Consider the following 26,672-nt stretch of genomic DNA (forward strand, 5'->3'; position numbering starts at 1 on the left):
GTACACGGCTTCGGCGTTTCGTCGCCCCTCCGCGTTGAGCCTCGCCACCCTCGTGCTAAACATATAGCAACATATGTAGATTTATGAGTCAAGAGGTTCGCAGAGGTCCAACCAGCCGCGTGGATTGTTGAAGGGTCCCTACAAGCTACCGGGCAAGCAAATCGCGCGAGGCGCCGGCAAGAACCCGAATGTGCCAGCGCGAAATAGATACCACCGCCACAAATTCGATCGCCAGCTCCGCAACTTGCGCCCTCAAGGACGACAAATCGAGCATCAATACGCCCATGAACAGCGACAGCGTGATCATTGCCGCTCCAATCAGCGTGCCGCACTTCACGATGCGCGGCCAATCCCCCTCTACGAGCATCCACGCAAGATAGAGGTGCGCCATACCGAGCAGAAGCCATGTGATAAGCAAGATCGGGATGGCGCTGTTCTGAGACCAGATCAAATAGAGATTCGGTCCGTCGGCGGCGCTTGGGATGCCGAAAGGCGGACCTCCTGCCGAGGATAGGAAGCCGACCGCCTGCTGGAACTGCAGAACTGCCATCGGGATGAGTAACCCCAGGGCGAGCGCGTAGTTCGCAAGGATGAGGCGTCCTTCGCTGTGCTTCCCAATCTCTCGCCACGCTGCAAACAGGCAGCCGAGAGCGAACAGGAATGGACGCCGATCCTCCACTGCGGCTTCGAACTCCGCTTCCATAGCCATCGCCCAGGTTCGGCGATCCGAGCCGAGAGACCGACTGGCCATTGACAGCAAAGCCCGCGAAACAGCTAGTGTCACGCGAAAGCGGCCTTGGTGAAGGTCAGTGGGCCGGCAGGTGTCGCCATCCGCGCAAATGCCACTCCAGCATTCGTTAAACGGTACGCATGTCGAGCAGGACGGCCAGGGCGTTCCGGTTCGCGCCACTCGGCCTCGACGAGCCCTTGATGGGTCATGCGGATCAGTAGCGGGTACAGCGTTCCAGACAGGAGCCCCGTTTCTCTCATCAGATCGTAGCCGTAGCGCCACTGCTGAGTATGCGCCGACAGCGCCTCCAACAAGAGGAGCATTTGCTTCGATGGTCGACGATTACGGCCCATGCCCCTACTCAACTTAAGTAGAGTTATCTGTCAACCGCCCAGCAGGCAGTATGGACACCCCAATCCGCCTTTTCGACGTTGGTAAGTGCCTGCTGTCGGTCAGCGAGGGAAACGGGGTCTGTGGACCGTATGTCACAAAGCGCCCAGCTCCGAGAGATCCGCCAAAGACGTGGATCGACCAAATCGAGCGATTCAAATTGCTGAACTTGGTCGCGGGCAACAATCATGAAGCGCAATTAACAAACGGCCAAAATTGGGATACGAAAGCTACCAATAGATGATCGATAGGAGGCGAAAAACGCCCTGCCCTCCGGCTTCCGGCCGGACCCACAAGCGGAGCCTTACGGCCTCTTCCCAGTACAGCCAAACCGGCCGTTCGTTCGTTCACGTAAAATCGGCGGGCCAAAAGCGCTAGAAGCGCCACTTTAGGATTACCGCCGCAGCGGGTGTTACAACCGCAGGGTTTTGGCTTTGAATTACGTGAAGCTTTGTTTCTGCGTTAAGCGGCCCTGTGAACTCACCGCGTAGCGGCTTCGATGCAAATTTTGCCTTATCCGCGTCAGAAATCCAGATGTTCATGTTCTTGGGAGCGCAAACGATTATTTCATCGGCCGGGCTGCGGTCTGCGCAAGTCGCTTCTTTACGATGAACCTTTTCAAGATCGAATTCGGCCATCCGCGGCGTGATGGTAGTCTGAGCACCAGACGCTGCAAAAAAGGCAGCCACAGCTGCGCTCATTACCATGAAGCATTCCGTACGAGCACAGCTTCATCTCCTGCCACGGCAATGCTTATCGGCTGTTCCGGTGGCGACCGTGTTGTTTCAATTTCCACATTATTTGGGCAACAACATGGCTGGCGGGGGAAAAACAATGGTCCATGTCGTTCGCGATCCAAACCCCCAATTCCCAACCATCGCTTCAGTTTTAGAGAAAAGGCACAGCTTACTTACTTGCTAGGATCAGGACCGATAAGGTCAATAAACTTGCCGTCTGAGTCGAGCATGATTCCGACGAGAAGGGTGCGATCGGGATAGACGAGCGTAAACTCATCGAACCCGAACCCATCGGGCCGTCGAAAGCGGATGGCCTGCGGAACTGGAAGTGGTTGCAGGCGGCGGTGCGTAGCCGCCAGCGCCGCGCGGCCTGCCTCTGAGGCGTCCGGTTTCATCAACGTGTAATCAGGCTCAGGCGCGGTACGGCCGGCAAAGAGGCGGCGCAGCATTGCCTCCCCGCCCTTGAGCGCCACGGTCCGCGGCGCGAAGACTGAGACGGGGGACGCCGCTTCGATCGTAGCGGCAGCGGGCACTTGGCCGAGGCGGCGTAGCGTCGTGGCGAGCGCATCCGCGGCGGGGACCTTGAGATCGGGCTGCACGCCACGCCCTTCCCAGTTCGATCCGGTAACGGGACTCTCCGCACGACCGGTCGGGATAAACGCCATGACACCGTGTCCAATGGAAATACGCTCCCCGGGGTTCGCGCCGCCACCGGTCACCTCGCCGACAACGGTGCCGAGCTTCAGCGTCTGCATGTCGTAGGCGAACTCCTCGCCGCCCGAAAAGGTATTGCCGCTCGTAAGGACATAGGCAGGCACACCGGCGAAGCTGACCGGGGTCGGCTCGCTGAAGAAGGAATCGCGCCTGAGCTCGGTGGTCCCTGCCTTACGCTCAACGATGCTGTTGATCTTGGTCCGCTTGCCCGCAGAAAGAAGAAAGCTGACTAGGTAGCTTACCGACGCCGGATCTCCGCCTCCGTTGCCGCGCATGTCGAGGATCAAGGCGCGACTGCCCTCCAACCCCGCCATCGCGCGGTCGAGCGCTGGTTTGAACGCCCAGGGGTTGGCGAACCCGTCAATTTGGAGATAGCCGATTCCGCCGGGCAGCCGATCAGCGCGGACGATCCCCGCCTCTCCGGCTGGCATCGACGCAACGCTCGACGCTGGCCGGTTCGTTGTGTCGAACACAATCAGATGTTTGTCGGTCATGACGCCGCGGAGGTCCTTGGTCAGTCGCGTGGCGAACGTGGACAGATCCACAATCCGATCGTAGGCCCCCGACGCTGCGGCGGCGGTGATCGCGGCGGCCCCCTTCTCGCCGACATCCGAGTAAACGTATTTGCTGCGCAACTCGGTCGACAAGCGCGCCACGATCGCTGTGCGGGCGGCCGCGTCGAGATTGGAAGTCCGTGCAGACGTGGCCGAAGCCGTGACGGTTTGAGCGCCGGCAGACGGTGGCATGGAGAAAGCTAATAAAGGGAGGACCATAATGAGGGCATGGCGACGGCGGGACATCGATTACTCCTTGGTCGATTTGAGAGCGGTGAGACGCATTGGGATCGATGACGCATCAAGCTGGGCGTCAAAGCGATCAAGGACTGAGATCAGAGAAGCGCCGATGTCCGCAAACAGGCCATCAAACAGGGCGTTGAGGTCCGCGTTGAAAGCCGTGAGCGCGGCAGCCTCGTGACGTGCCTTGTCCGTCGGACTTAAAACCCGTCGCCGGCCATCGGACGGATCAGCGTTTACCTCGACCAAGCCTCGCTCTTGGAATTCCCGTGCCATGCGAACGATAAGCGGGTGAGACAACCGTAGGCGTCGCGAGATTTCTACCACCCCGATCTGTTGGTGCTCAACGATCAGCAACAGCATCGAAGCGCCGCGCGGTGGAACGTCGAGGCCTAGCTGGAGTAGAACGCCGCTTATCTCCTCGACGATACGGTCCGACGAGCGGCGCAGTCGATGCGCTAGGAATGCGCTTCCGTGTGACTCGATGTAGTCGGCCATCATCAAAAGATGTTCGGTAACAGGTTACGTGTCAAGTTACGTATGTTAGGTGCCGTCTACTGAGAACTACGACTGCTCAGGTCTATCGGAACGGTTGGTTTGGGGATCCATCGCCAATCTACTGAACCGCCGGGGATCAGTCGAAGGACTTCCGAAGTTTTCCGGCCAGACCCACTTCCGGGCGCACAGAGACCGCCAGGCGCCGCCCCAAGCCGAAAGCTCGTTCAGCATCATCGACGGCTGATCAACCACATTTCCAAACCGGCGGTTTACTGCGCATGCGTATACTCGATTGACCGATCTGGGCCGATGGAGATAGTCGATGGGTCACTCGTCAATGGACCCCGCCTTTCACGAACGTCGGCCTTGGAACGAAGGCCGGCTGATTGGTGCGAAGCGGGCGCTGAAACAGCAACAGGTCTGGGCCATTCGCTTCTGGCTCGACCAGCAGAGGCGACTGCGCGACCGAGCGCTGTTCGACTTCGCCATCGACAGCAAACTCCGCGGCTGTGACGTGGTCAGGGTGCGGATCGGCGATGTAGTTTCCGGCGGGCGCGTCCGTGACCGCGCCGTCGTGGTTCAGCAGAAAACCAAACGACCGGTTCAGTTCGAGATAATGGACACGGCGCGAAAGACGATGCGGGCATGGTTGGAGCGACGTGGGGGGACACTGAACGACTTCGTTTTCCCGAGCCGCAACGACTACATGGACCACATGAGCACGCGGCAATATGCCCGCCTTGTGCGCGAGTGGGTGGTCGGCATCGGCCTTCCGGCGCAGGATTATGGGACGCACTCGCTACGGCGCACGAAAGCATCGATCATCTACAAGGCGACTGGCAACCTCCGTGCCGTTCAGATCCTTCTCGGCCATGCCAAGATCGACAGCACGGTGCGCTACTTGGGCGTTGACGTGGAGGACGCTTTGGAATTGGCCGAACGCACCGAGGTCTGAGCCGACCCAGAACCGGTCACTCATGGCCAGATTTCCGCTTCCTGAAACCGGACGATCGTTCATCTGGAAAGGTAGGCGCGGCTACCGACCTACGACGTTCTCAGCAGCAGTGGCTAAAGCATGGCGCCAGTCGTCGTTCAAGGACGCCGGCGCCACGCTGTCAAAGCTTGACGCCGGCCGCGCCCAGCGCACCGTCGATGCGCTCGTCGACCTCACGCTTCGTCGCCGCCCAACTTGCAACGTTGGTAAGCAGGCGCTGCTGCCAGGCGACCAAGTTTGGGAAGTCGTTGAGCGGGATCTTGGTCCGCTCGTTCTGCGAGAACGGTCCGGCGATGTCGAAGTCGGCAAGTGTCAGACGGTCACCCACGATGTAGTCGTGCTTGGCAAGATGGGCGTCGAGCACCGCGGCGGCCGTGTGGATCTTGTCGGCCGCCAGCTTGACAATGGTCTCATCCGCGAACTGGCCGATGAACTTCTTGCCGAGCACCTCGTCGAACGTGATCGTCGCAAAGACGCGCCACTGCTCACCCGACCAGAACATCCATTGCAGGATCTGGAACCGCTCCTCGGTAGTGCGACCCGCCAGATCGCTGCCCGCCTTCTCGGCGAGGTAGAGATTGATGGCCGCGGATTCGTAGAGGACGAATTCGCCGTCCACCATCACAGGGGATAGACCATGCGGGTTCAGCTCCAGGAACTCGGGCGTGTGACTTTCACCCTTGAACAGATCGACGTTCACGATCTCGATGTCGATGCCCATCGCGGCCGCAGCTGCGGTCACGCGGCGGCGGCTGCCCGAACCGGGGTCGCCGTAGATCTTGATAGCCATTGCAGGGGACACTTTCTCTTCGTTGGGTTCGGAATGGGTACCGTGAGCCGAAAAATAGGCCTTCAGCCAAATGCAGTGTATCCATTCAAAACGGACAACATTTATCTGAGATTCAAATGAGTAATCGCTGGCAAGAGATGACCGTTTTCGTCCGCGTAGCGGACAGCGGCAGCCTCTCGCGCGCCGCGCGCGAACTGAAGCTGTCGCAGCCCTCCGTATCCCGGATCATCGGCATGCTAGAGGCGCGGCTGGGCACGACGCTGTTGCTGCGCACCACCCGCAGTCTTTCGCTGACCGACGCCGGCGCCCTTTATCTGGAGCGCGCAAGACGACTTCTCGCCGAGCTGGAGGAGGCCGAGCAGGCGACGCGAGGCTTGGACTCACTCCACGGCGTCATCCGGCTCGCGATGCCGCTCATGTACGGCACGCGCGCGATCATTCCAGCTCTAGCGCCGTTCCTGGCCCGCCATCCCGACCTGAAAGTCGAGCTGGCCATGAGCGACGCGCGCCAGAACCTGATCACGGACGGGGTCGACCTCGCCATCCGCATCAACGTAGGGCCTTTGAACGACTCTACCTTCGGCGCGCGAAAACTCGCGCTGGTCGAGCGAGTGGTGATCGCCGCACCCGCTTACCTAGCCGCCCGTGGCACCCCCGCTACGCCAGCGGACCTAGTCGCACACGACTGTATTCTTCAGCACGGCTCATTTGGGAGCGAGAGTTGGCGTTTTCGACACAACAAGATCGTCACGTCGGTCGATGTGCATGCGAAGCTTTGGATCAACTCGGCCCCGGGTGTTCTGGCGGCCACGGTCGCCGGCCTCGGTTTGTCCCTCGGCACCCGCGTCATGGCGGGAGAGGAGCTGCACTCCGGCCAGCTCACGCAGCTGCTCGAAGGGTACGAGCTCGACCCGGCTGAGGTATTTGCAATCTTCCCGGCCGGCCCGAGACTTTCTGCGAAGGTGCGAGCGATTGTGGATCACCTCGCAGCATCGCTCGGCGCGGCGGCCTGAGCAGCACTGCGGGCGTCAGGACCCACAAACGGACGTTTACGAGCAATTTTGCCAATCCCAACTTCGGCCATCCGTTCATCTTTTATATTACCGCAACGTCCGTCAATACCGGTCCAACAGGCACACCTCAGCAAATCTTTGAAGCGCTCTGTCATGACTAACAGCGACTGCGCTACATCGTTACAGGTACCGCTCAAGCATCCGTCGCGCCGCACCCTTCTCTTTCGAATATATCGATAAGGCTGATGCCGCGAGGCCTGCCGACAAGTGTCGCCAGGCCTCGCGGCATTTAATATATCTACTGCAAAGGTAAGTCTTTCTGCAATTCGGCCATGCGGATCTGCACCAGCATCGAAAACTCGTCGTACAGCACCCATTCGTCGACGATCTTGCCGTCGATAACGTGAAAATGCGTAACGCCCATCACGAACAAGCGATGTCCGCTTGGTGCACCCAGTGCGCCGTACCCTAGATGATGACCGTCCATGATCCAACGCACGGCGTATTTGCGCCCACCTTCCTCGCTGTCGATCGAGCAGATGTGCTGCGGGACGAAGACGCAATCCGGCATGAGGGCAACGAGCCGCATGGTCTGGTGAAGCACCGACGCAGGTCCGTAGAGTTCGCGCATGAGCGGGCCGTGCCACTGGCAGGTCGGCGCGTAGACCTTCTCGATCGTGCCGAACATGCGCTGGTTGTAGATGGTGTAGAGCCACCGCAGGATCTCCGCCTCGCCATCGTCGTGGGCAAGGGATACGTCCGCCTGTGCCTCGGGTGGGTACTGCCCGATCATTCGCCGATTTTCCGACAACTGAAGCATCGTTTCGCCGTTGGCGATCTTCTGTCGTGCCAGCTTGTCCGCCAACTCGTGAGGGTCGAGCCCTAGTTGAAGGTACAGACCCATGTTGTCGCGCACGACCCATTCCCGGTAGATCTTGTTCTCCAGGATCATGCAGTCTGCGACAGTCCGCGTAGTATAGGTCCGACCGGTCGGCTTGCCCCATATGCCGTATTCCGTATGCCGACCGGTCCCGTTGGTCATGTGGCTCGTATAGAAGCCATCGACGTCGTTGCCGCGCCAGATCACCTGGATCGCCATACCACGCCGATCGGGCAATTCGACCAGTCGTTGGATCGTCTCGCGCACCACGCTCTCGCGTTCGTAGACCGAGCCGAGCACGCCGTAGAGCACGCAGTTGTGAGTATAGTGCGTGTAGATCAGGCCAACATCGCGCTCGTCCCAGATCCGGTGCGTGCAGCGGATGATGTAATCGACGATATCCGTGTACTCAGGGTCGAAGCCACGCAGTGACTGGACGCGCGGGCGGTCGGTCGGCACTAGCTGCGTGAAGTCGCGACGTTCGACCTGCAGCACGGCAGCAGGGTCGTCACCCGCCTGCTTGGTTTCGGTCTTCGGTGCCCGCGGCGGGGTTGAGGGTGCGTCACTCATCGCTGTCTCTCCTTGATCGTTGAAATATTAATAGCATCGACCTGACCGAGCCACGTCGCGACATGCGACGCAACGATCTCGGGCCGTTCGAGCGGCGTGAAGTGGCTGGAGCCCTCGATCAGGACGAGCGTGGACGCCGGAAGCTCATCTGCCATCTCGATCTGGACTGCGGGTGGATTGATGCCGTCTTGGCCCCCGCCAATGACGAGTACAGGCATGCCCAAAGTGTGCAGCCAGGGACGAGCATCAGGTCGCGACAGAGCCAATTCGGTCTGGTCCGTGAAACGATCAGCGCCAACCGTTGCCATCGCGAGAATGAGTTCGGCATGGTGGCTCGCGGATGGATCCATCAGGTATCGCGGAAGGAGGGTCTGCACGTGAGCAATCATTCCCTCCGCTCGCACGCGCTCGACCTCTTCGCGACGGTCACGATGCATAACCGGATCGACGGCCCGCGCGGTGCTGTTGCTCAAGATCATCGCTGCGATCCGATCGGGCGCGGCGCGAGCCAAAGCCAAAGCCACGATCCCGCCTAGTGAAAAGCCGAACAGGATCGCTCTGGGCGGGATGGTCTGCAGCAAATCTTCAATGGCTTCGTCGATGGAACGAGCACCGACATATCCACCATGACTGACGGCACGATCCGTCAGGTTCAATCGGTCGAGCAGCGGCCCGAACATTCTGGCGTCGCACAAGGTGCCTGGCAGTAACACCAAGGGCAGAGCCTCGCTCGCGGTATGCGCCTGCGGGTCAATTTCGACCATGCTAGTGTCGTTCATCCGGAATTATCCCGCTCGCTTGTGTAGCGACCAGAAACATCGTACCGATCTTGCATCCGAATGCAACAGCCCCGCTAATTGGAGATCGTCGTGCTTCTTGCTCCTAATGCCATGGACCAGCGATTGGTCCGCTATGCCGACTTGGTGCCGTGTCGGACTGCGTTTCTCGACACTCGCACCCCAGGTTCGACCGAGAAGGAGAACTTCACGATCATCGGCGCTGGCGTTTCCGAAAGTCCCGAGCAGCACGTCCATATCACCGAGAAGCACGGTTTCAACATCGGCGCCGCCCGTCAGCCGTTCGGGTGCGTCAACTCGCAGCACAGTCACGACACCGCCGAGGTGTTCGTCGTGCATTCCGGGACATGGCGCCTGCTGTTCGGGGCAAACCGCGAAGACGGTACGCTTGAGATCGGTCCGGGCGACGTCGCATCGGTGCCGATCCACATGTTCAGGGGGTTCGAGAAGGTCGATCAGGGCGTCGGGTTCCTATTCACGGTTCTCGGGGAGGATGATCCGGGCAAGGTGACGTGGGCGCCTGCGGTTTTCCAGGCCGCTCAGGGACATGGCCTCAAGCTTGCGAAAGGCGGACGGTTGATCGACACCGCGGCGGGCGAGGCGTCGGCGGACGACGTCGAACTCGATACCGGGCTGACCCAGGAACAGGCTGACGCTCTGGCGACGCCGCCAATGGAAAAGCTGGCGCTGTGCGTTGTTCGAGCAGGCGATGCCATCGCCAACCCGAACTCGCCGCTCACGGCGCCGGGCGTCGAGGAAGCCGGCCTGATCGTACCGCAGGCGACCGACGACGGCTTCGAGCCCGGTCCGATCACGGGGTGGTGGCCGCATGGTTTCAATCTGCGACAGCTGACGCTCGCAACGGGCGCCTATGTGCCTATGCACGCGCGCCGCGAGGCCGAAGTGCTGATGGTACAATCGGGCACGATGGAAGTGAGCTGGGCGGACGGCAACGTCATCCTGGGGGCCGGCGATACGTTTACCGTACCGGTCGATTTGGACCACGCCTTCCGCAACACGGCGTCGGTCGACGCTGTCGTCTTCGTGGTTCGCGGCGGAGAGAACCCGGCCCGGCCGATCTTTCAGGCACGTTCTGCCGGCTGACGCTGCGTCGCCCCGGCGTTGACCGGGGCGAAGGCGGAGCCAACCGGTCGGGCCAAGGTAGCGCCGGACCGGACGCCGTGCGTTCGGCGATGCCGCTACGGGCGGACGATCTGCCAAACATTGCCGCCCCGGTCATCGACCGGGGCGGCAGCGTGTTCAGGCCGAAGCGACCTGGTGCAGGCGGTCGACGCGAACCTGCGCAGCCTTCATGTGGCCGTCGAGTCCCTCGCTGGCGCTCTGCCGAGACGCAGGCGGCCCGACCTTGAGAATGGCGCTCTCTTCGAGCCACTGATGCGTCGCGATCTTGACGTAGGATCCGACCCACAGACCCCCCGTGTACCGCCCTGCACCCATCGTCGGCAGCGTGTGGTTGGTACCCACGGTTTTGTCCGAATAGACGACGCTTGCATTCTCGCCGATGAACAACGAGCCGTAGTTACGTAGCTTGGCCGCCAGCCCGTGCGGATCGGCGGTGTGCACCTGAAGATGCTCGGCCGCGACATAATCGGAATAAGCGATCATAGCCGCTTCGTCTTCGCACAGCACGATCTCGCCGTAGTTCTCCCAACTCGGCCCTGCGATCGCCGCAGTCTTTAGCGTTTCGAGCTGGCGGGTCACTTCGCGCGCAGTCGCTTCCGCCACTGCCCGGTCGGTCGTGATCAGACCGACCCGCGTGCGCACGTCATGCTCGGCCTGCGCGAGCAGATCGGTTGCGATGAGCCGGGGATCGCCGGTGCCGTCAGCAAGTACGAAGATCTCCGACGGACCTGCGAGCTGATCGATGCCGACGGGGCCGAAGACCTGGCGCTTGGCCTCATTGACGAAGGCATTGCCCGGGCCGACGATCTTGTCGACGCGCGGTACGGTTTCGGTCCCGAACGCCATGGCCGCGATGGCCTGCGCACCGCCGATCCGAAAGATTCGATCCGCACCCGACAGGTGGCACCCTGCGATCATGGCACGGTGCGCGTTGGGCGGAAGGCAGGCGACGACCTCGTCGCATCCGGCGACCTTCCCAGGTACGATCGTCATGATCGGTGCGGAGAGCAGCGGGAACCGACCGCCCGGGACGTAGCAACCGACCCTCTCGATCGGGATGACCCGGTGGCCCAGATGCAGGCCAGGTAGCGGCTCGACCTCGAGCGGCAGAATCGTGGCGAGCTGAGCCTCGGCGAAGCGGCGAACGTTGTCGATGGCGAACTCCGTGTCGGCACGCGTCTGCGCCTCCATCTCGGCGACCGCATCGAGACGATCCTGCTGCGTCACCTCGAACTGGTCCAAGTCGGCGGAGTCGAACTTGATCGAATATTCGCGCACGGCAGCGTCGCCGCGGGTGCGGACGTCCGCCAGCACGTTTTCGACGATCGCAACCACGTCGCCGGTATCAACCATCGAGTCGCGGGCGGGCGCCTTGACATAGCTGGTGGTGTGTTCGAACCCTCTTGGCGCCGATTTGGCCATTTGCGTTGTCCTCCGTCACTCCGCCGCACCGTGCGGCGATACGCGACGATACTGCTAATGAATTCGAATGCAAATGTCACGGGGGGCGCTGAGTGGCCGAGCGTAAAGACGACAAGGACGGACGGTCTCTCATAAACGCGGCGTCGGGCCGGCAGGGCCGCCGTGCGACCTCCTATGATGTCGCGCGCCTCGCCGGCGTCTCCCAGTCCGCCGTCTCAAGGTGCTTCGCGCCAAGCGGAAGCATTGCGCCAGCTACGCGCGAGCGTATCGAGAAGGCGGCCCTGGAACTCGGCTATCGGCCGAACGCGCTCGCCCAAGCGTTGATATCGCGTCGCACCAATCTCGTCGCCGTCCTGATATCCAGCCTAACGGCGCTCAACTATCCTGAAGTACTTGCCGAACTGTCACACCGTATGCTGGCACGGGACCTGCGGATGCTGTTGTTCTCCTTGAACACCGAAAGCGATGTCGACGAGGTGATCGATCAGGTATGGCGTCACAGTGTCGACGGGGTGATCTGCGCAGCTCGACTTTCGGACGAACAGGTCAGCCTGTTCGTTGACCGCGAAGTGCCCCTCGTTCTCTACAACCGCGTCGCCGACCGCGCACAGGCAGCGTCTGTAGGCTGTGACTCGGTTACCGGTCAGCGCCTCCTTATTGATCGCCTACTGGCTGCGGGGCATCGCCGATTTGCGATCGTTGCGGGCCCGGAAGACAGCTATGTCGGCGAGGAACGTCGCCGGGCGGCTCTCGGTCGTCTGCAGGAGGCCGGGATCGATGACGTTCCCGTGGTGCGTGGCGACTACGGTTATGAGAGTGGTGCCGCTGCTTTCGCGGCCTTGCTGGCGGACGGCGCGCAGTTCGACGCTATCGTCTGCGTCAACGATCTGATGGCGATCGGCGTGATAGACGCCGCTCGTGAAGAGTTCGGCATGCGGATACCAGAGGATATATCGGTGGTGGGCTTCGACGGATCGGGCCCCGCGACTTGGGCGGGGTATCGCCTGACATCGATCCGGCAGCCGGTACGCCGGATGACTGAAGCTGCCGTCAACATGCTTGTGGAGCGCATTGAGGATCCCGACCTGCCCGCCGAACGTCGCTTGTTCAACGGCAGACTGATCGAAGGACGATCGGCTGTCCTAGGGTAGCAATTGGTCCCCTCCCTCGACGCACCAACGGCGGTGCGCTCACGTGTAAATCCGGATGCAAGACTTCTGCTCCCAAACTTGTGTTCTGGTTCTTTTAGCGTTGCTGTGACGGTATTGTCACACGAGGCATTACGCGTCGACTTGACGTGAACTGCCAGAAAACCGCCGAATATCCTCGAGTTACATACCCATAGCCATTGAAACAGCGTGCCGTCACGGCGCGAGACGTCGTGTAATCCGAATGCAATAATTGGTAGACAGCTTGTTTCGGTCGCGATAGCTTCCCTCAGCAAACAAAAATTAGGGGGCAGCATGACGGTTCGTCATTTCGTTACGGGGGCTTCGGTTTTCGCCATCGCCGTGTCCGGCCAGATGGCCTCGGCGCAGAGCACGACCGTTCCTGCTACAACGCCTGCACAGCAGACTACGGCTCCGGCCGCTACAGATGCCGCCTCCCCACAGGCGGCCGCGCCTGAAGTCGAAGGCATCGGCGACATCGTCGTCACGGCGCAGCGTCGCGACGAGAGTCTGCAGAGCGTACCGTTGGCGATTACGGCCATCTCCGGCGAGACACTGCAGAGCCGCGGCGTCGTCGACATTTCTAGATTGAACGAATTCGTGCCCGGCTTCAGCTTCGGTCAGACGGGATCGGACGTTCGCCCTGCCATGCGCGGCGTACGTACCGCGAACAACGGTGTAACAGGCGATCCGACGATCGGGTACTTCATCGACGGCATCTACCAGTCGCGCACGAGCCAGGCCGCACTCGGCTTCGCAGACGTCGCCACGCTGGAGGTCCAGCGTGGTCCGCAGGGCACGCTATACGGACGCAACACGTTCGGCGGGAACATCGTCGTGACCACGAACGCCCCGTCCCACGAACTCGATTACGGGTCGACGTTCACCGTCGGGAACTACTCGAAGATCCGCTACGAGGGGTTCGTCAACGTACCTTTGACCAGCAATCTCGCCGCCCGCATCGTTCTGGTTAGCGATCTCGCGGACGGCTGGGTCAGGAACAGGAATTTCTCACAGGCGGACCTGTTCGACGAGAACAAGAAGAACGTCCGCGGCGCGCTCAAATGGGATCTGGGCGGCTTCTCTGCCACTCTGCGCGGCGACTACGTGCACCAGGGCGGCAACGGTGCGTCGGCATTCGGCTACAAGCAGATCGGTAGCTACATCGATCCGGGCTCCTGCCAGACGCTCTTCAACGCAAGCTATATCGGTCTCAACGAACGCGCCGGTAACCGCGACGGCGTCGCCGACTGCCGCGTCACCACCGCCAGCCCCTCCGCTGCCATCGGAACCGGCGTGGATCTCGGCGTTCCCATCGAATACCCCGGCGACTGGCATACGATCGGCAACAACTACAAGCCGTTCCGTGATCTCAGTCAGGCATCGACGTCCTTGACGGCCAGTTACGACTTCGGTCCCGTCTCGGTGAAGTCGATCACCGGCTATGTCCGATACCGTGGCCGTCGTACGACCGACTCCGACTTCTCGGCGTCGAGCATCGCCATCGATCAGGCGCGGACGCAGGCTGATACCTTCACGCAGGAGCTGCAGCTTCTGTCAAACACCGGAAACAAGCTCGAGTACGTACTCGGCGGCTTTTTCCTTAACGACAATCTGGTCAACGGATTCATCAACCAGCAGTTGCCGCGTACCATCGTGTCGACTGCACTCGCCGCGCCGATCACGGCGCCAGCGAACAACGGTACGTACCAGTTCGAACGTGTGAAGGTGTACTCACGCGCCGCCTACGGCCAGGCGACGTATCACCTGACCGACGCGTGGTCGGTCACCGGTGGTGTGCGCTACACGCACGAAAAGAAGACATATCTGAACGCCACGGGGTATTTCTACCTTCCTGCCACTGCCCCGAACGGTGCCAATCCCCTGACTCTGATCACCATCGACGATCCTCTTCCGTCGAACGGCATTTTTCCTGCCGTACCGAATAACTGCGGGGAGAATGGCGTGACTGCCGCCACGGTACTCAATTCCGGCGGCGCGCAGGTGTTGTCGACCTACTGCCCGTTGTCATTCAGCGAGGTGACGTGGAAGGGCGGCACGGAGTTCAAGCTCACCGACCGCAATCTTGTTTATGCCAGCGTGTCGACGGGCTTCCGCTCAGGCGGATTCAACGCGGGCCTCGCAGCTTCTCAAAGCGCGCCAACATTCGGCTCGGAGAAGGTCATCGCTTACGAGGTGGGTTCGAAGAACCGTTTCTTCGACAACACGCTCCAACTCAACCTCTCCGCCTTCTACAACCGCTATCGCGATCTGCAGGAAAGCCGCCAGATCATCGTCGGCGGGACCACGCTGCAGACGACCTTCAACGCGGCGCGGGCGCGGTCCTACGGCCTTGAGACGGAAGCCATCTGGCAGCCGACGAGGGCGCTGACGTTCGGTGCGAACCTGTCGCTGCTTAACGCCAAGTACAGCAGCTTCAAGGACGTCACCCTGCCCTTCGGCGGATCGATCCTGGTCAACGATGCCACTCAGACGTCGGCGACCGTCGTCAACGGCGTCACAATCGCAGCAGCCGGCCAACGTCGGGTCTTCGCACCGGGATATGACTGCGGGCCACAGAGCGGTACCGGTGGCCCCGGGCAGCCGGCCGTTGCGTTCACGTGCGACCTTTCGGGCAACAACATTCCGCACTCGCCGAAATACTCCGGCACGGCATACGCCTCGTACCGCTTCGAGCTTGGCGGCGACAGCGCACTGACGCCCTTCGCCGCCGTCTCGTTCGCCGGACATCACGACGAGCAGGCGTTTAACGATTGGCTGGCACGCGCGCCCGTCTGGCAGAAGGTCGATCTCAGCCTGACATACGACTACAGCAAGCAGCTCTCGGTCGAGGCGTTCGTCGACAACGTAACCAACGAGAAGGTCCAGACGCTGGTATCGTATGGCGGTACATCGCTTCAGGCGAGCTACAACCCGCCGCGCATGTATGGTCTCCGCCTGCGGTTCCAGCGCTGAGAATGAACAAATGAGGGTGATGGGAACTGTCGCAATGAAGATTCCCGTCACCCTTTCGGTGCCTGACGTCGCCGCCGCCCCCGATGCGGCGGTCACCGGCACGGTGTTCGAACACAGCTTTGCGCGGCGCTGCGCGGCGTTCGCCTTTGTCCTGCTGGCCGAATTCTTCTATGGTTGGGCGTGGAACACGGTCGACGTGCTGCGGCCGTTCCTGCGCGACAGTCTTGGGCTCAGCCTGACCCAGGCCGGCTCCGCCTATTCGGCGCAAGGTGCGGGGGCGCTGATCGGTGCGGTGGTGATCGGACAGCTCGCCGACAGGCTCGGCCGGCGCAACATGCTCGTCGTGATAATGGTCGGTTATGGGCTGATGCTTCTGGCCGGCGTCCTCGTCGCCAGCTATCCGCAACTCCTGCTGCAACGCTTCATCCTCGGGCTGTTCCTCGGCGGCAGCTTTCCGGTCGTCGTCGGGATCTACGTCGGTCTGTTTCACGCCAACGTGCGGGGACGGCTCGCGAGCGGCATCAACCTCACCTTCAGCAGTTCGATCGCGTTGCTCGGCATTGCGCTTGGCCATCTCGGCAATCACGACTGGCGCGTGCTCCTTTGGCTTGGCGGCGTGCCTCCTGTGCTACTCGCCGGACTTGCCTATCTCGTCGTTCCAGAGAGCTCGCGCCTCACGTCGCAGGCCTCGCGCTTCCCCGTCCGCGAGCTGTTCGCACCCTCGGTTCGGCGCCGCACATTGTTGCTGGCAAGCCTGACCGGCCTTAATTTCTTCGCGTACCAGGCGTTCAGCGGCTGGCTGACGATCTATCTCCACGACGTGCGCCACTTACCGCCCGACGTAACCGGGCAACTGGTCGCTGCGCTGTTCACCGGCAACATGATCGGAGGGTTCGTCTGGGGATGGGCATCGGACCGGCTGGGACGGCGTTTCGGTTCGTGGGGCTTCGCACTGGCCGCGGTAGCGATCGTGACCTACCTACTCGTCCCGACCATCCCCCCGCTGCTGATGGTCGTCGGCTTCGTCTATGGTTTCAGCTTCTCGTCGAGCGTCGTCTGGGGACCCTGGCTAGCCGAGCTGTACCCGCCGCATCTGAAATCGACGGCTGCTTCGATCTTCAACTGGGGTCGCCTCATCAGCTTCTTCTCGCCACTCGTGACCGGCGCCCTTGCAAGCGCGTTCGGCCTGCAGGTCGCGATGCTCGCCGCGAGCGTGGCGTTCCTGATCGCGGCGTTGATCTGGCGCAGCCTGCCTGAAACGCTGGCGCGCTCCACGGCGGTTTAGACCCCCTCCTGCCGGGCAGGAGGAGCTTGTCATTCAGAGCTTATAGACGACCGCCTGCCATGGCCGGAGAGCCAGCCGGCCCGCAACCGGCAGAACATTCTGCTCCATGCTGTCGAGCGCCACCGAGCGCACCTGCAAGGTCTGCGGTAGGGTGTACGCTGCCGCTGTCCCCGAAAAGTTGATCACGGTCAGGTACCGCGCAGATCCCAAGGTACGCGTATAGGCGTAGACCTGCGGATGCGCAGGATCGACATCGTCATAGGCACCATATTGCAGCACCGGGGTCTTGCGACGCAAAGCAATCAGCGCGCGGTAATGGTTGAGCACCGATGCACGATCCGCCTGTTCCGACGCGACGTTGATCGTTGCGTAATTAGGGTTCACGGGAAGCCAGGGCGTGCCGCTGGTAAAGCCGGCATTGACCGACTTGCTCCACTGCATCGGCGTACGCGCGTTATCCCGACTGGTCTTGGCGAGTTCGGGCAGGAACTCGGCCGCGGTCACCTTGCCGCCGAGCACCTGATCGCGCCACAGGTTGCGCGCCGAGATATCGTCATATTGCTCGATCCGCGTGAACGGGAAGTTGGTCATGCCCAGTTCGTCGCCCTGATACAGGAACGGCGTGCCGCGCTGCGTCAGCATCATCGTGGCCAGCGCCTTTGCCGATGCCGGACTGCCATCGCCGAGATGCGACACCGCACGTGGCTTGTCGTGATTGCCGATGAAACTGGTGTTCCAACCATCGGTGCCCGCCGAACGATCCAGGTCGTCGTAGATCTTCTTGAGATCGACCAGCGACCAGGGCTTGGTCCGCCAGCCGTTTCGGTCGATGTTCACGCCCTCGAACCGAAAGATCATGTCGAGTTCGCCCCGGCTCGCCGCCGTGAACAGCGGTCCCTTTTCGGGCGTGACACCCACAGCCTCGCCGACGCTCATCGTGTCGTACCTCGACAGGACCTCGCGACGCATTTCTTTCAAATAGTCGTGAACGCGCGGGCCGCTCGCATAGACCTGATCTGGATGACGCAGCTGCTCGGCGTTCAGATCGGGGAAGCGCGGATCCTTCGAGATAAAAGGTATCACGTCCATCCGAAAGCCCGATACGCCCTTGTCCAGCCAGAAGCGCATCAGGTCATAGACCTCGCCGCGAACCTTCGGATTGTCCCAGTTAAGGTCCGGCTGCTTCACCGCGAAATAATGAAGGTAATGCTCGCCACCCGGACCGACCTGCGTCCAGGCGGAACCGCCGAAAAACGCCGGATAGTTGTTCGGTGGTCCGCCGGCCTTGCCCGGTCGCCAGATATAATAGTTTCGGTACGGGTTACCCGGTCCCTTCTTCGCTTCGGTGAACCAGCGATGCTCGTCACTGGTGTGATTGACGACGAGGTCGATGATTAGCTTGATGCCGCGCGCCTTCATGCCGGCGAGCATCGTGTCGAAATCGGCCATCGTGCCGAACTGCGCGAGAACCTTGCGATAGTCGCGAATGTCGTACCCGTTGTCGGCGTTGGGAGAATCGAAATGCGGTGACAGCCAAACAACGTCGACGCCGAGCGACTTCAGATAATCCAGCTTTGCGGTGATGCCGTTCAGGTCGCCGATGCCGTCACCATTGCTGTCCGCGAACGACCGTGGATAGACCTGATATACGACCGCCTCCTTCCACCAGCGGCGATCGGTGGCCGCCGTCTTCGCCGGTTGCGCGACCGCGGGGATGGCGCTGAAGCCGACGACCAGTGCGGCGGTGGCGAGAAGATGACGGACGCGTGGAATGGGCAAAGCACAAAACTCCCTGATATGTGAATTCGAATGCACGCGAAGCTGCGCGTCATGTCAATCCGTCATGCCGGCACGGCCGCGGGACTGACGGCGCCCGGCCTCGAGATCGTCGACCCGATCGATGCCGCGACTACTCCGGCCATGCCGAGCCATTGCGTCATGCCGAGGCGCTCGCCGAGAATGGCAAAGGCAGCGGCCGCCCCGACCGCCGGCTCGAGACTGACGACAATTCCGAAGACCTGCTTCGGCAGGCGCTTGAGCGCGAAAATCTCGAGCGAGTACGGCAGCGCGCTGCACAGGATCGCGACCGCGAAGCCGATGAGCAGCACTTTACCGTCGAGCAGGGCTGCACCGGCCTGCGCGATCCCCGCCGGCACCGCGATCAGGGAGGCAACGCACAATCCCAGGCAGACGATCTGACGCTCCGGCACGCGTTCGCTCGCATGCTTGCCCGCGACGATGTAAAGCGCCCAGAACATCGCAGCGAGAAGGGCGAACCCGACCCCGACGGCGTGGACGGGATGCCCGGACGCCCCCGGCAGCACCAGCGCAACGATTCCGCAACCGGCGAGCAATACCCACACCGCATCGAGGCGCGACCGCGAATAGACGACCGCCACGCCGAGTGGTCCCAGAAACTCTATTGCAATGGCGACGCCCAGAGGCAGGCTGGTCAGCGCGGCATAGAAACTGAGGTTCATGAGCGCGAGTATGACGCCGTAGCCGATGACCGCACGCGCCTGGGTTCCGTCGAGCCGCCACCGCCAGGGGCGCTGGAGCACCACGAGCAACAGCGCGGACAAGCCGATCCGGAGCGCCGTTATCCCTGACGATCCGACGACGGGAAACAGCGTCTTGGCAAAGGACGTTCCGACACACAGGGAAACGATCGACAGGAGAAGCGGCGCAACCGGCCCGACACCGCGCGATCCGCTGCCCCGTCCGGACATCAGCCCTTCGCCGCTGCCATCAGGGCGGCGGCTCCCGCCAGCATGAAGCCGTGATCGGAGCCCAGCAGGAACAGCGACGCACCCTTGTCGCGCCAGAGCGGGATGTCGCTGGTGCGCGCCAGGAACATGCCGACCGGGCGCCCTTGCGCGCGTCCGGCGGCGCACACGCGCTCCACCGCCCCAACCACACGGGGATCGTCCTGGCTCGTCGCATCGTAAGCGACCGTGAGATCGACCCGCCCGACGAACAAGGCGTCGATGCCATCGACGGCGGCGATCGCCTCGATGTCTTCGATGCTTTCCGGATCCTCGATCTGGGCGATGACGATCGTCCGTGCCGAGCGCTCAAGATGATCCGCCATGCTGCTGGTGGTGTACCCCGCCGCACGCGACGAACCGGCGTAGCCCCGGCCGCCCGCGCCATAGTGCGCCATCCGCACCAGATCGCGCGCCTCGTGCGCCGACCTGACGTGCGGTGCAACGATCCCTGTCGCGCCGCAGTCGAGCGCGTTGAGGATGTGCTCCGGGGTTGCCACGGGAACGCGCACCAGCAGGTCCATGCCCCCTGCCCTGGCCGCCATCGCACAGCCGTCTATGGCGATCCGATCGAAGGGCGCATGCTCGGCATCGAGGCACAGACAATCCAGTGCCGACAGCGCCAGCACCTCGACGACGATCGGCGACGGCGTCTTGACGAAGGTGCCGACGATCAGTTCACCCGCTGCGAGGCGCTGCTTCAGGGTCATGCCGCACGACTCCACAATCGATCGCTCGCTCGCGATGCGCCTTCGGCAAGCGCGGCCAGTTTGGCATAAACGATGTCGGGATCCACCGCACCGAAACCGGCGAAGGTGGAGAAACCACAGTCCGTACCGGCGATGACGCGGTCGCGGCCGACGAGCGCCGCAAACTGTTCGATGCGTTGCGCGACGACCTCCGGGTGCTCGACGAAGTTGGTGGTGGAATCGATGACGCCCGGGATCAGGATGCGGTCGTCGGGCACGAGCGCGGCGAGATCGCGGAACGCCTGCCAGTCGTGCTGGTGCCGCGGGTTCGACGTTTCGAACAGCAGCCCTTGCGGCTTGGCCTTCATCAGCACCGGCAGGATCGTGCTCATCTCGATGTCATGGGTATGCGGCCCTTCGTAATTGCCCCAGCAGACGTGCATCCGCACCTGCTCGGGTGCGATATTGCGCAGCGCGTGGTTCAGCACCTCGACATGGCGTTCGATGAGGACGAGGTAGTCCGCGTCGTTACGATCCTTGTACATCATGTGCCGACCAAGCCCGAGGTCGGGACTGTCGAGCTGCAGAATCGTACCCGTCGCGGCAATCGCCTCGTATTCGGGTCGCATCGCCTCCGCGAGCGCCTCCAGATAGGCGTCCTGGGTCGGATAGTGCTGGTTGGGCTGGAACAGCGCGATCACGCCGGGAGACGCAGCGTTCATGAACGCGCCCGTGGACTTGTGCCGTTCCACTGCGCGCGTGAGATGCGCGAGATCGGCTTCCAACGGCGCGAGCGTCTTGGGTGCGACGGCGCCTACGCAACAGGGCCGGCGGTAGGTCGGCGTCCCGCCGCTCGACGCCTGACGCGCGAGGAAGCTGGGGAACGCTTCCAGATCGGCGGGCGCCGACCGCGGGCTGTCGCCATCGAACCCGGTGACCCGGTCCTTGATATAGGTCGCGTAGGAGATCTTCGACATCTCGCCGTCGGAAACCAGGTCGATACCAGCCGCGACCTGCCGTGCCACACAGGTGTCGACGGCCTTCCCGATCACTCGATCGAAGGCTGCGGGGTCGATCGGCTCACCGCGTTCGTGCGCGAAAACGAGATCGGTCACGGCCTTGCTGCGCGGCAGCGAGCCGACATGCGTCGTGAGGATGCGGTCGGTCATGCGTTATCCTGTTTGAGAAGCTATCGTGGCCAAGACCCGACGGCGTCAATCCGCTGTCCAGCCACCGTCGACGACCAGGCTGGTACCCGTGATCAGCGCCGAGGCGTCGGACGCAAGGAACAGCGCCGCACCCATCAGATCTTCGACGGTGCCCAGGCGGCCCAGCTTGATCTTCGCCAATACGCTCGCCTTGAACGCGGCGTCCTCGAAATACGGCCTGGTGAGCGGCGTCTCGATGAACGTCGGCGCGATCGTGTTCGAGCGGATGCCACGTGCCGCGAGGTCGAGTGCGAAGCCTTTGCTCATTCCCTCGAGACCCCATTTGGATGCACAGTAGAGAGACCGATTGACCCCACCGACATGCCCCATCTGAGACCCCAGGTGGATCAGTGATCCACGAACGCTGTCGGCGAGCATTCGGCGAACACAACCTTGCGCCACGAAGAACGCGCTGCGCAGGTTGAGGTCCAGTACCGCGTCGTAATCGTCGCGCGTCACGTCCTGCATGGGTTTCGGCCGGTTGGTACCCGCATTGTTGACGAGCACATGAAACGCCGACTGTTCTGAGAAGAAGCTAGCCACCGCGTCGAGGTCGGCAACGTCGAGTATGCATGCCTCCGCCTGTCCGCCCGCCGCGCTGATCGCATCAGCGGCGGCCTCGACGTCGGCGCCGGTGCGCGCGACGAGCGTCACCGAGGCACCTGCCTCACTCAACGCTGCGGCGAGGGCGAGGCCGATGCCCCGGCCCGCCCCCGTCACCAAAGCGCGCCGGCCATCGAGGCGGAAGCTGGGCGTGCGCGGAAGCGTCACTCGGCAGCGACCAAGGGCGCCGCCACGCCTGCGTACGGGATGTTGCGGCCACCATAACGCCGCACGCGGATGTTGGCCTGTTCGCCGTGGCCCGCAAAGCCTTCCAGCGCGCACAACCGGCTGCAGTATTCGCCGATCATCGCCGACGCCGCATCGGAGGTGACGCGCTGATACGTGCAGGTCTTGAGGAACTTGCCGACCCATAACCCGCCCGTATACCTTGCCGCCTTCTTCGTAGGCAGCGTGTGATTGGTGCCGATCACCTTGTCACCATAGGCGACGTTGGTCCGTGGGCCGAGAAACAGCGCACCGTAGTTGCTCATGTTCGCGAGGAAATAATCCGGATCACGCGTCATGACCTGAACGTGCTCGGAAGCCAGGTCGTCGGCGATCCGCACCATCTCCTCATCCGAATCCGCGACGATCACTTCGCCGTACGTCTCCCACGCCTTGCGCGCGACATCGGCGGTCGGCAGGATTGTGAGCAACCGCTCGATCTGCGCCATCGTGTCACGCGCAAGCTTCTCCGACGTGGTCAGCAGGATCGCCGGGCTATCTGGACCATGCTCGGCCTGACCCAGAAGATCGGTCGCGCAGAGTTCCCCATCCACCGTCTCATCGGCGATGACGAGCGTCTCGGTCGGCCCTGCAAACAGGTCGATCCCGACGCGGCCGAACAACTGTCGTTTCGCTTCTGCGACATACGCATTGCCTGGACCCACGAGGATGTCGACCGGAGCGATCGACTGCGTGCCGATCCCCATCGCTGCGACCGCCTGAATGCCGCCCAGACAATAGATTTCGTCAGCGCCCGCCATTGCCTGCGCCGCGACGATCGCCGGAGCGGGTTTACCCTGGAATGGCGGTGCACAGGTTATCACGCGAGCGACGCCGGCGACCTTCGCCGTGATGACCGACATGTGCGCAGACGCCAGAAGTGGATATTTTCCACCTGGCACATAGCAACCCGCAGCGTTCAACGGGATGTTCTTGTGCCCCAGCACCACGCCCGGGAGCGTCTCGACCTCGACGTCGGTCATGCTCGCGCGCTGCACCTCTGCAAAGCGTCGCACCTGCGTTTGAGCAAACTCGATATCGCTGATGGCCTGGGAATCCAGTTGATCGATGCAGTCCTGGATCTCCGCTGGGGTCAGCCGGTAGCTCTCACGGTCCCAGCCATCGAAACGGATCGACAGGTCTCGAACGGCAGCGTCACCCCGGTGCTCGATATCCTCCAGGATCGCTTCGACCGCAGTTTGCACTGCACGCCCCTGTTCTGCTCGTACGGACGGTAGCGTGCCGGTCTTCAGGTGCCGCATTTCTCTCTCCCTTGCATTCGGATGCAAGGCTACTATGATCGCTGCTCGACGACAAGGGCGTATCGCCGCGTTCCGGAACAAGCTGGAGACTGACAGCTATGCATTCACGTCGCTCTATGATTCTGTTCGGCTTGATTGCCGTTGCGATCGCTATATTGATCATGGTCCAAACATTTGGCGGCCGTCTCGATGGCTTGGATCCACACTTACTCGCCAGAGGACACTAGATCATCTATGGGGCTTAGCGCCTTTATGCAGACAGCGAAGTTCCAATAGCGATACCTGCGCGCTTGTAACTTACTTTGCAGTTCGAGAAGACCCACAAGCGGACGTTTAGGAGGCCTCGCCCCTTTTCCAACTTCGGACACTCATTCATCCTTAAAATGATAGTGCATATTGCCAAAGTTTGATCGTTAGCATCTTAGTACGATGGCAATACACAAAGCTTTGACGATATCATTTCAGTGCAACCAGGCCGGTCGGAAAGTTATAAGGTCAGTAACTAGAACAACGTAATCAGGCTAAGGTAGCCGTTAAGCGCCGGCCCGAATCTTGGGCTGAAGATCGGATGCACCGTTACTCCCAAGCCCGGCTGGATATAGATCCCCGCCGCAGCGCGATAGGCGTAGCTGGCCGTGGCAGCCCAGGTACCTTTGTAGAATGATTGGTTTGTCGGGACACGAGCGCGCAGTCCCTCCGGACTATACACGTTATACGTTGTTACCAACGACGCCAGATCGAACGGACGGCTTTTGATGAGACCGACGCCATAGACGCGGCCTTCGTAATATTGCGTGAAGAGGTTCTGTTCCGGTGGCGCGTAGTTGAATGTCGCTCCGGCATAGATTCCGCGAAAGGGTTTCGCCGGATCGGTCTGCGTCAGCTGTCGATCGGCAGCAACGAAAACGGCCCAATTATCTTTTTGCGCACCATCCGAGAAACGAGTGTAGCGCGTCGAATTGTGAATGCCGCCGAACCGTACCCAAGCAGATTTCGTTCCGGGCGCCGATGCCCGATTGAAACCGATTTCGTCGATCAATAAGACGCCAGTACCTGGCGGAGAGAAACGAAAACCTCCCGGGTTTACGGCGTTTTCCGCTGTCGCGCCCCCTGGTGGCAAACTGCGCTGAATACCGAATTTGTTGTAGAAGCCGGCCTTGGATCGTACCCGGACGTTGATACCGGGCGCGGCAAACCCGCCATAACTCAAACCGAGTTGGAATGGGATCGTCGCCTGCGGTCCAAGGTTTCCGGTTGCCAGATTGCCACCGACGTTGATCCCGAGGAACTCCTGCGTGTTGTCGATGTAGCCCGCTTTGAAGTCCAACACCCCGGCGATCACATCCTGATAATAGTGGAGACGACCGATCCGGATTTTCTTCGGACCGTTCACTGCTGGAAAGCTGTTGTCGACGATGCTCAATGTCGTCGCGATCTGTCCACCCTTGAGCCCAATACGGCCGAGGTCATAGGTCGCGGTGAGGCTGGCCGTGGTATTGGTCCGCGTTATACGCTGACCGTTATAAAGCTGTGGTCCACGATAGCCGCGATCGTTCTGCAAGAAATCATATTGGAAATTGGCCGTATTGATCGGCGAAATGCCTATCCCGATATCGGCGAGCGCATCACGAACGCCCAGATGATCGGCAAGGATCGTATCGGCAACCTTGGGATACGAGATTGCCCAACCCTTCAGACTAAGATCGTCGAACCGCTTAAAGCGATCGGGCGCGGGCAAGACGCTGTCGTCTGGCAGTGCGCTGGTTGTAGCAGGCTGTGTCGTCTGTTCGGGGGGAACCGGTCGCGGGGGCACCTGAGCAAGAGCCACGGAGGGCGCTGACACCGCCAATAGCGCTGCAACGCAGCAGAATGCGGTAGGATCGGACATACGCAACTCTCCAAATATCAGCGACGCGTCGCGCGCTCCGCCTGCGCCCAGGCCAGCGCCATCAACTCGGGCAGTACCGCGACGCGCTGGCGTGCCTCGGCAGACGCCGCCGTACCGTTCAGCACGCGGCCTTTTATTCCGTGGAAGATCGCGGCGAGGCGAAAGAAGTTGAACGCAATGTAGAAGTCGTATCCGGGCATCGAAGCCAAGCCACGCCGAGCACAATAGGCCTGCAGATACGTCTCTTCGGACGGGATCCGCAGCGAAGCTGGATCCACACCACCAAGCCCGGCGACGATATGTGCCGGCATCCGGTACATCATGGCATGATAGGCGAAATCCGCTCCCGGATGCCCGAGTGTCGACAATTCCCAATCGAGCACAGCCAATATCCTGGGTTCGCTGGGATGAAAGATCAGATTGTCGCAGCGAAAGTCGCCATGCACGATGGACGATGCATCGTCGTCGAGGGGAATGTTCGCCGGCAGCCATTCGACGAGCCGGTCCATATACGGGTCCCGCCCTGCGGCATCGTCGGACAGATACTGGCTCGACCAACGCACGATCTGACGTTCGAAATAATTGCCGGGCCTGCCATAGTCGGCGAGTCCGATCGCGTCTGGATCGATCCCGTGGAGCTGCGCCATCGTCGCATTCATTGCATCGAAATACGCAGCCCGCTCTTCGGCAGGTACGTCAGGGAAGGTCGCGTCCCAGACGACGCGCCCTTCGACCATGTCCATGACGTAGAACATCGTGCCGATCACCGTGTCGTCCACCGACAATCCGTGCACGTGCGCTACCGGAAAGCCGGCACGCTCGAGTGCGATCAGCACCCTGGCTTCGCGGTCGACGGCGTGAGCGCCCTTCAGCAACGGCCCGGGTGGCTTGCGACGCAGGACGTAACGTCGCTTCGGCGTGGCCAGATGGTAAGTCGGATTGGATTGCCCACCGCGAAACTGCGTGACGATCAGCGGCCCCTGATAGTCCGCAACATGCTCGCGCATCCACGTGTCCAACGCGGCTTCGTCAAGCTCGAAACCCGGGCGTACTGGCGTGGTCCCCAGATTGGCATCGGAGACCCTCGTCATGACGTGCTCGACCCGCAACTTGCGGCGCCGCGGTAGCGG

General features: G+C 61.7%; 23 protein-coding genes. 6 read left to right on the top strand and 17 right to left on the bottom strand.

Going from position 1 to position 26,672, the window contains the following annotated elements; genetic code table 11:
* Positions 1-145 precede the first annotated feature (145 nt).
* The 5 genes from U1708_RS15995 to U1708_RS16015 form a co-directional block, all read right to left on the bottom strand.
* Positions 146-709 carry a hypothetical protein gene (locus tag U1708_RS15995; protein ID WP_332746827.1) on the bottom strand — a complete coding sequence of 188 codons (564 nt, stop codon included), beginning with the start codon at positions 707-709 and terminating at the stop codon, positions 146-148.
* Between the two features lie 71 nt (positions 710-780).
* Positions 781-1,083 (bottom strand): PadR family transcriptional regulator, encoded by a 303-nt coding sequence (locus tag U1708_RS16000; protein WP_332746828.1) that lies wholly within the window; start codon positions 1,081-1,083, stop codon positions 781-783.
* A 411-nt stretch (positions 1,084-1,494) separates the two neighbouring features.
* Positions 1,495-1,827, bottom strand: coding sequence for a hypothetical protein (locus U1708_RS16005; RefSeq protein ID WP_332746829.1), 333 nt, complete (start codon positions 1,825-1,827; stop codon positions 1,495-1,497).
* 203 nt (positions 1,828-2,030) lie between these two features.
* Complete coding sequence (locus U1708_RS16010; RefSeq protein WP_332746830.1) at positions 2,031-3,317, bottom strand: S41 family peptidase; 1,287 nt, start codon at positions 3,315-3,317, stop codon at positions 2,031-2,033.
* A 57-nt stretch (positions 3,318-3,374) separates the two neighbouring features.
* The gene (locus tag U1708_RS16015) at positions 3,375-3,863 is read right to left on the bottom strand and encodes a MarR family winged helix-turn-helix transcriptional regulator (RefSeq protein WP_332746831.1); all 489 of its coding nucleotides are present in this window, start codon (positions 3,861-3,863) and stop codon (positions 3,375-3,377) included.
* A 337-nt stretch (positions 3,864-4,200) separates the two neighbouring features.
* Between U1708_RS16015 and U1708_RS16020 the strand changes: the two genes are divergently transcribed.
* The gene (locus tag U1708_RS16020; protein WP_332746832.1) at positions 4,201-4,818 is read left to right on the top strand and encodes a tyrosine-type recombinase/integrase; all 618 of its coding nucleotides are present in this window, start codon (positions 4,201-4,203) and stop codon (positions 4,816-4,818) included.
* A gap of 160 nt (positions 4,819-4,978) precedes the next feature.
* On the opposite strand, the gene U1708_RS16025 is transcribed toward U1708_RS16020, so the two are convergent.
* Positions 4,979-5,647 carry a glutathione S-transferase family protein gene (locus tag U1708_RS16025; RefSeq protein ID WP_332746833.1) on the bottom strand — a complete coding sequence of 223 codons (669 nt, stop codon included), beginning with the start codon at positions 5,645-5,647 and terminating at the stop codon, positions 4,979-4,981.
* A 137-nt stretch (positions 5,648-5,784) separates the two neighbouring features.
* On the opposite strand from U1708_RS16025, the gene U1708_RS16030 reads away from it, so the two are divergent.
* Complete coding sequence (locus tag U1708_RS16030) at positions 5,785-6,660, top strand: LysR family transcriptional regulator (protein WP_332746835.1); 876 nt, start codon at positions 5,785-5,787, stop codon at positions 6,658-6,660.
* A gap of 298 nt (positions 6,661-6,958) precedes the next feature.
* Here the strand turns inward: U1708_RS16030 and U1708_RS16035 are convergent, their stop codons facing one another.
* Together U1708_RS16035 and U1708_RS16040 are read right to left on the bottom strand one after the other, a co-directional pair.
* On the bottom strand, positions 6,959-8,110 hold the full coding sequence (locus U1708_RS16035; RefSeq protein WP_332746836.1) for a nuclear transport factor 2 family protein: 1,152 nt from the start codon (positions 8,108-8,110) through the stop codon (positions 6,959-6,961).
* Positions 8,107-8,889, bottom strand: coding sequence for an alpha/beta fold hydrolase (locus tag U1708_RS16040; protein ID WP_332746837.1), 783 nt, complete (start codon positions 8,887-8,889; stop codon positions 8,107-8,109). The genes U1708_RS16035 and U1708_RS16040 overlap by 4 nt, the downstream gene beginning before the upstream one ends.
* Before the next feature lie 90 nt (positions 8,890-8,979).
* Between U1708_RS16040 and U1708_RS16045 the strand changes: the two genes are divergently transcribed.
* Positions 8,980-10,011 carry a cupin domain-containing protein gene (locus U1708_RS16045; protein WP_332746838.1) on the top strand — a complete coding sequence of 344 codons (1,032 nt, stop codon included), beginning with the start codon at positions 8,980-8,982 and terminating at the stop codon, positions 10,009-10,011.
* Positions 10,012-10,167: 156 nt separating this feature from the next.
* Here U1708_RS16045 and hisD (U1708_RS16050) read toward each other — a convergent pair whose 3' ends face one another.
* Positions 10,168-11,472, bottom strand: coding sequence for a histidinol dehydrogenase (gene hisD / locus U1708_RS16050; protein ID WP_332746840.1), 1,305 nt, complete (start codon positions 11,470-11,472; stop codon positions 10,168-10,170).
* A 92-nt stretch (positions 11,473-11,564) separates the two neighbouring features.
* Between hisD (U1708_RS16050) and U1708_RS16055 the strand changes: the two genes are divergently transcribed.
* From U1708_RS16055 to U1708_RS16065, 3 genes are all read left to right on the top strand, one after another.
* Entirely contained in the window at positions 11,565-12,623 is a 1,059-nt protein-coding gene (locus tag U1708_RS16055; RefSeq protein WP_332746842.1) for a LacI family DNA-binding transcriptional regulator, read from the top strand.
* Positions 12,624-12,935: 312 nt separating this feature from the next.
* The gene (locus U1708_RS16060; RefSeq protein ID WP_332746844.1) at positions 12,936-15,617 is read left to right on the top strand and encodes a TonB-dependent receptor; all 2,682 of its coding nucleotides are present in this window, start codon (positions 12,936-12,938) and stop codon (positions 15,615-15,617) included.
* Positions 15,618-15,651: 34 nt separating this feature from the next.
* Positions 15,652-16,902, top strand: coding sequence for an MFS transporter (locus tag U1708_RS16065; protein ID WP_332746846.1), 1,251 nt, complete (start codon positions 15,652-15,654; stop codon positions 16,900-16,902).
* A 33-nt stretch (positions 16,903-16,935) separates the two neighbouring features.
* Here U1708_RS16065 and U1708_RS16070 read toward each other — a convergent pair whose 3' ends face one another.
* The 8 genes from U1708_RS16070 to U1708_RS16105 all read right to left on the bottom strand — a co-directional run bounded on the left by U1708_RS16070 (position 16,936) and on the right by U1708_RS16105 (position 26,633).
* The gene (locus U1708_RS16070) at positions 16,936-18,681 is read right to left on the bottom strand and encodes a glycoside hydrolase family 13 protein (RefSeq protein WP_332746848.1); all 1,746 of its coding nucleotides are present in this window, start codon (positions 18,679-18,681) and stop codon (positions 16,936-16,938) included.
* A gap of 62 nt (positions 18,682-18,743) precedes the next feature.
* On the bottom strand, positions 18,744-19,631 hold the full coding sequence (locus U1708_RS16075; protein ID WP_332746850.1) for an EamA family transporter: 888 nt from the start codon (positions 19,629-19,631) through the stop codon (positions 18,744-18,746).
* Positions 19,631-20,377, bottom strand: coding sequence for an HpcH/HpaI aldolase family protein (locus U1708_RS16080; protein WP_332746851.1), 747 nt, complete (start codon positions 20,375-20,377; stop codon positions 19,631-19,633). The genes U1708_RS16075 and U1708_RS16080 overlap by 1 nt, the downstream gene beginning before the upstream one ends.
* Positions 20,374-21,525, bottom strand: coding sequence for a cobalamin-independent methionine synthase II family protein (locus U1708_RS16085; RefSeq protein WP_332746853.1), 1,152 nt, complete (start codon positions 21,523-21,525; stop codon positions 20,374-20,376). The genes U1708_RS16080 and U1708_RS16085 overlap by 4 nt, the downstream gene beginning before the upstream one ends.
* A 45-nt stretch (positions 21,526-21,570) precedes the next feature.
* Positions 21,571-22,335, bottom strand: coding sequence for an SDR family NAD(P)-dependent oxidoreductase (locus U1708_RS16090; protein WP_332746856.1), 765 nt, complete (start codon positions 22,333-22,335; stop codon positions 21,571-21,573).
* Positions 22,332-23,654, bottom strand: coding sequence for a histidinol dehydrogenase (gene hisD, locus U1708_RS16095; protein WP_332746857.1), 1,323 nt, complete (start codon positions 23,652-23,654; stop codon positions 22,332-22,334). Before hisD (U1708_RS16095) ends, U1708_RS16090 begins: the two co-directional genes overlap by 4 nt.
* A gap of 502 nt (positions 23,655-24,156) precedes the next feature.
* Entirely contained in the window at positions 24,157-25,542 is a 1,386-nt protein-coding gene (locus U1708_RS16100) for a carbohydrate porin (RefSeq protein WP_332746859.1), read from the bottom strand.
* A gap of 17 nt (positions 25,543-25,559) precedes the next feature.
* Complete coding sequence (locus U1708_RS16105) at positions 25,560-26,633, bottom strand: phosphotransferase (protein WP_332746861.1); 1,074 nt, start codon at positions 26,631-26,633, stop codon at positions 25,560-25,562.
* Positions 26,634-26,672: the final 39 nt, after the last annotated feature.

Source organism: Sphingomonas arabinosi (genome assembly GCF_036663715.1).
In the GTDB taxonomy this organism is placed as follows: domain Bacteria; phylum Pseudomonadota; class Alphaproteobacteria; order Sphingomonadales; family Sphingomonadaceae; genus Sphingomonas.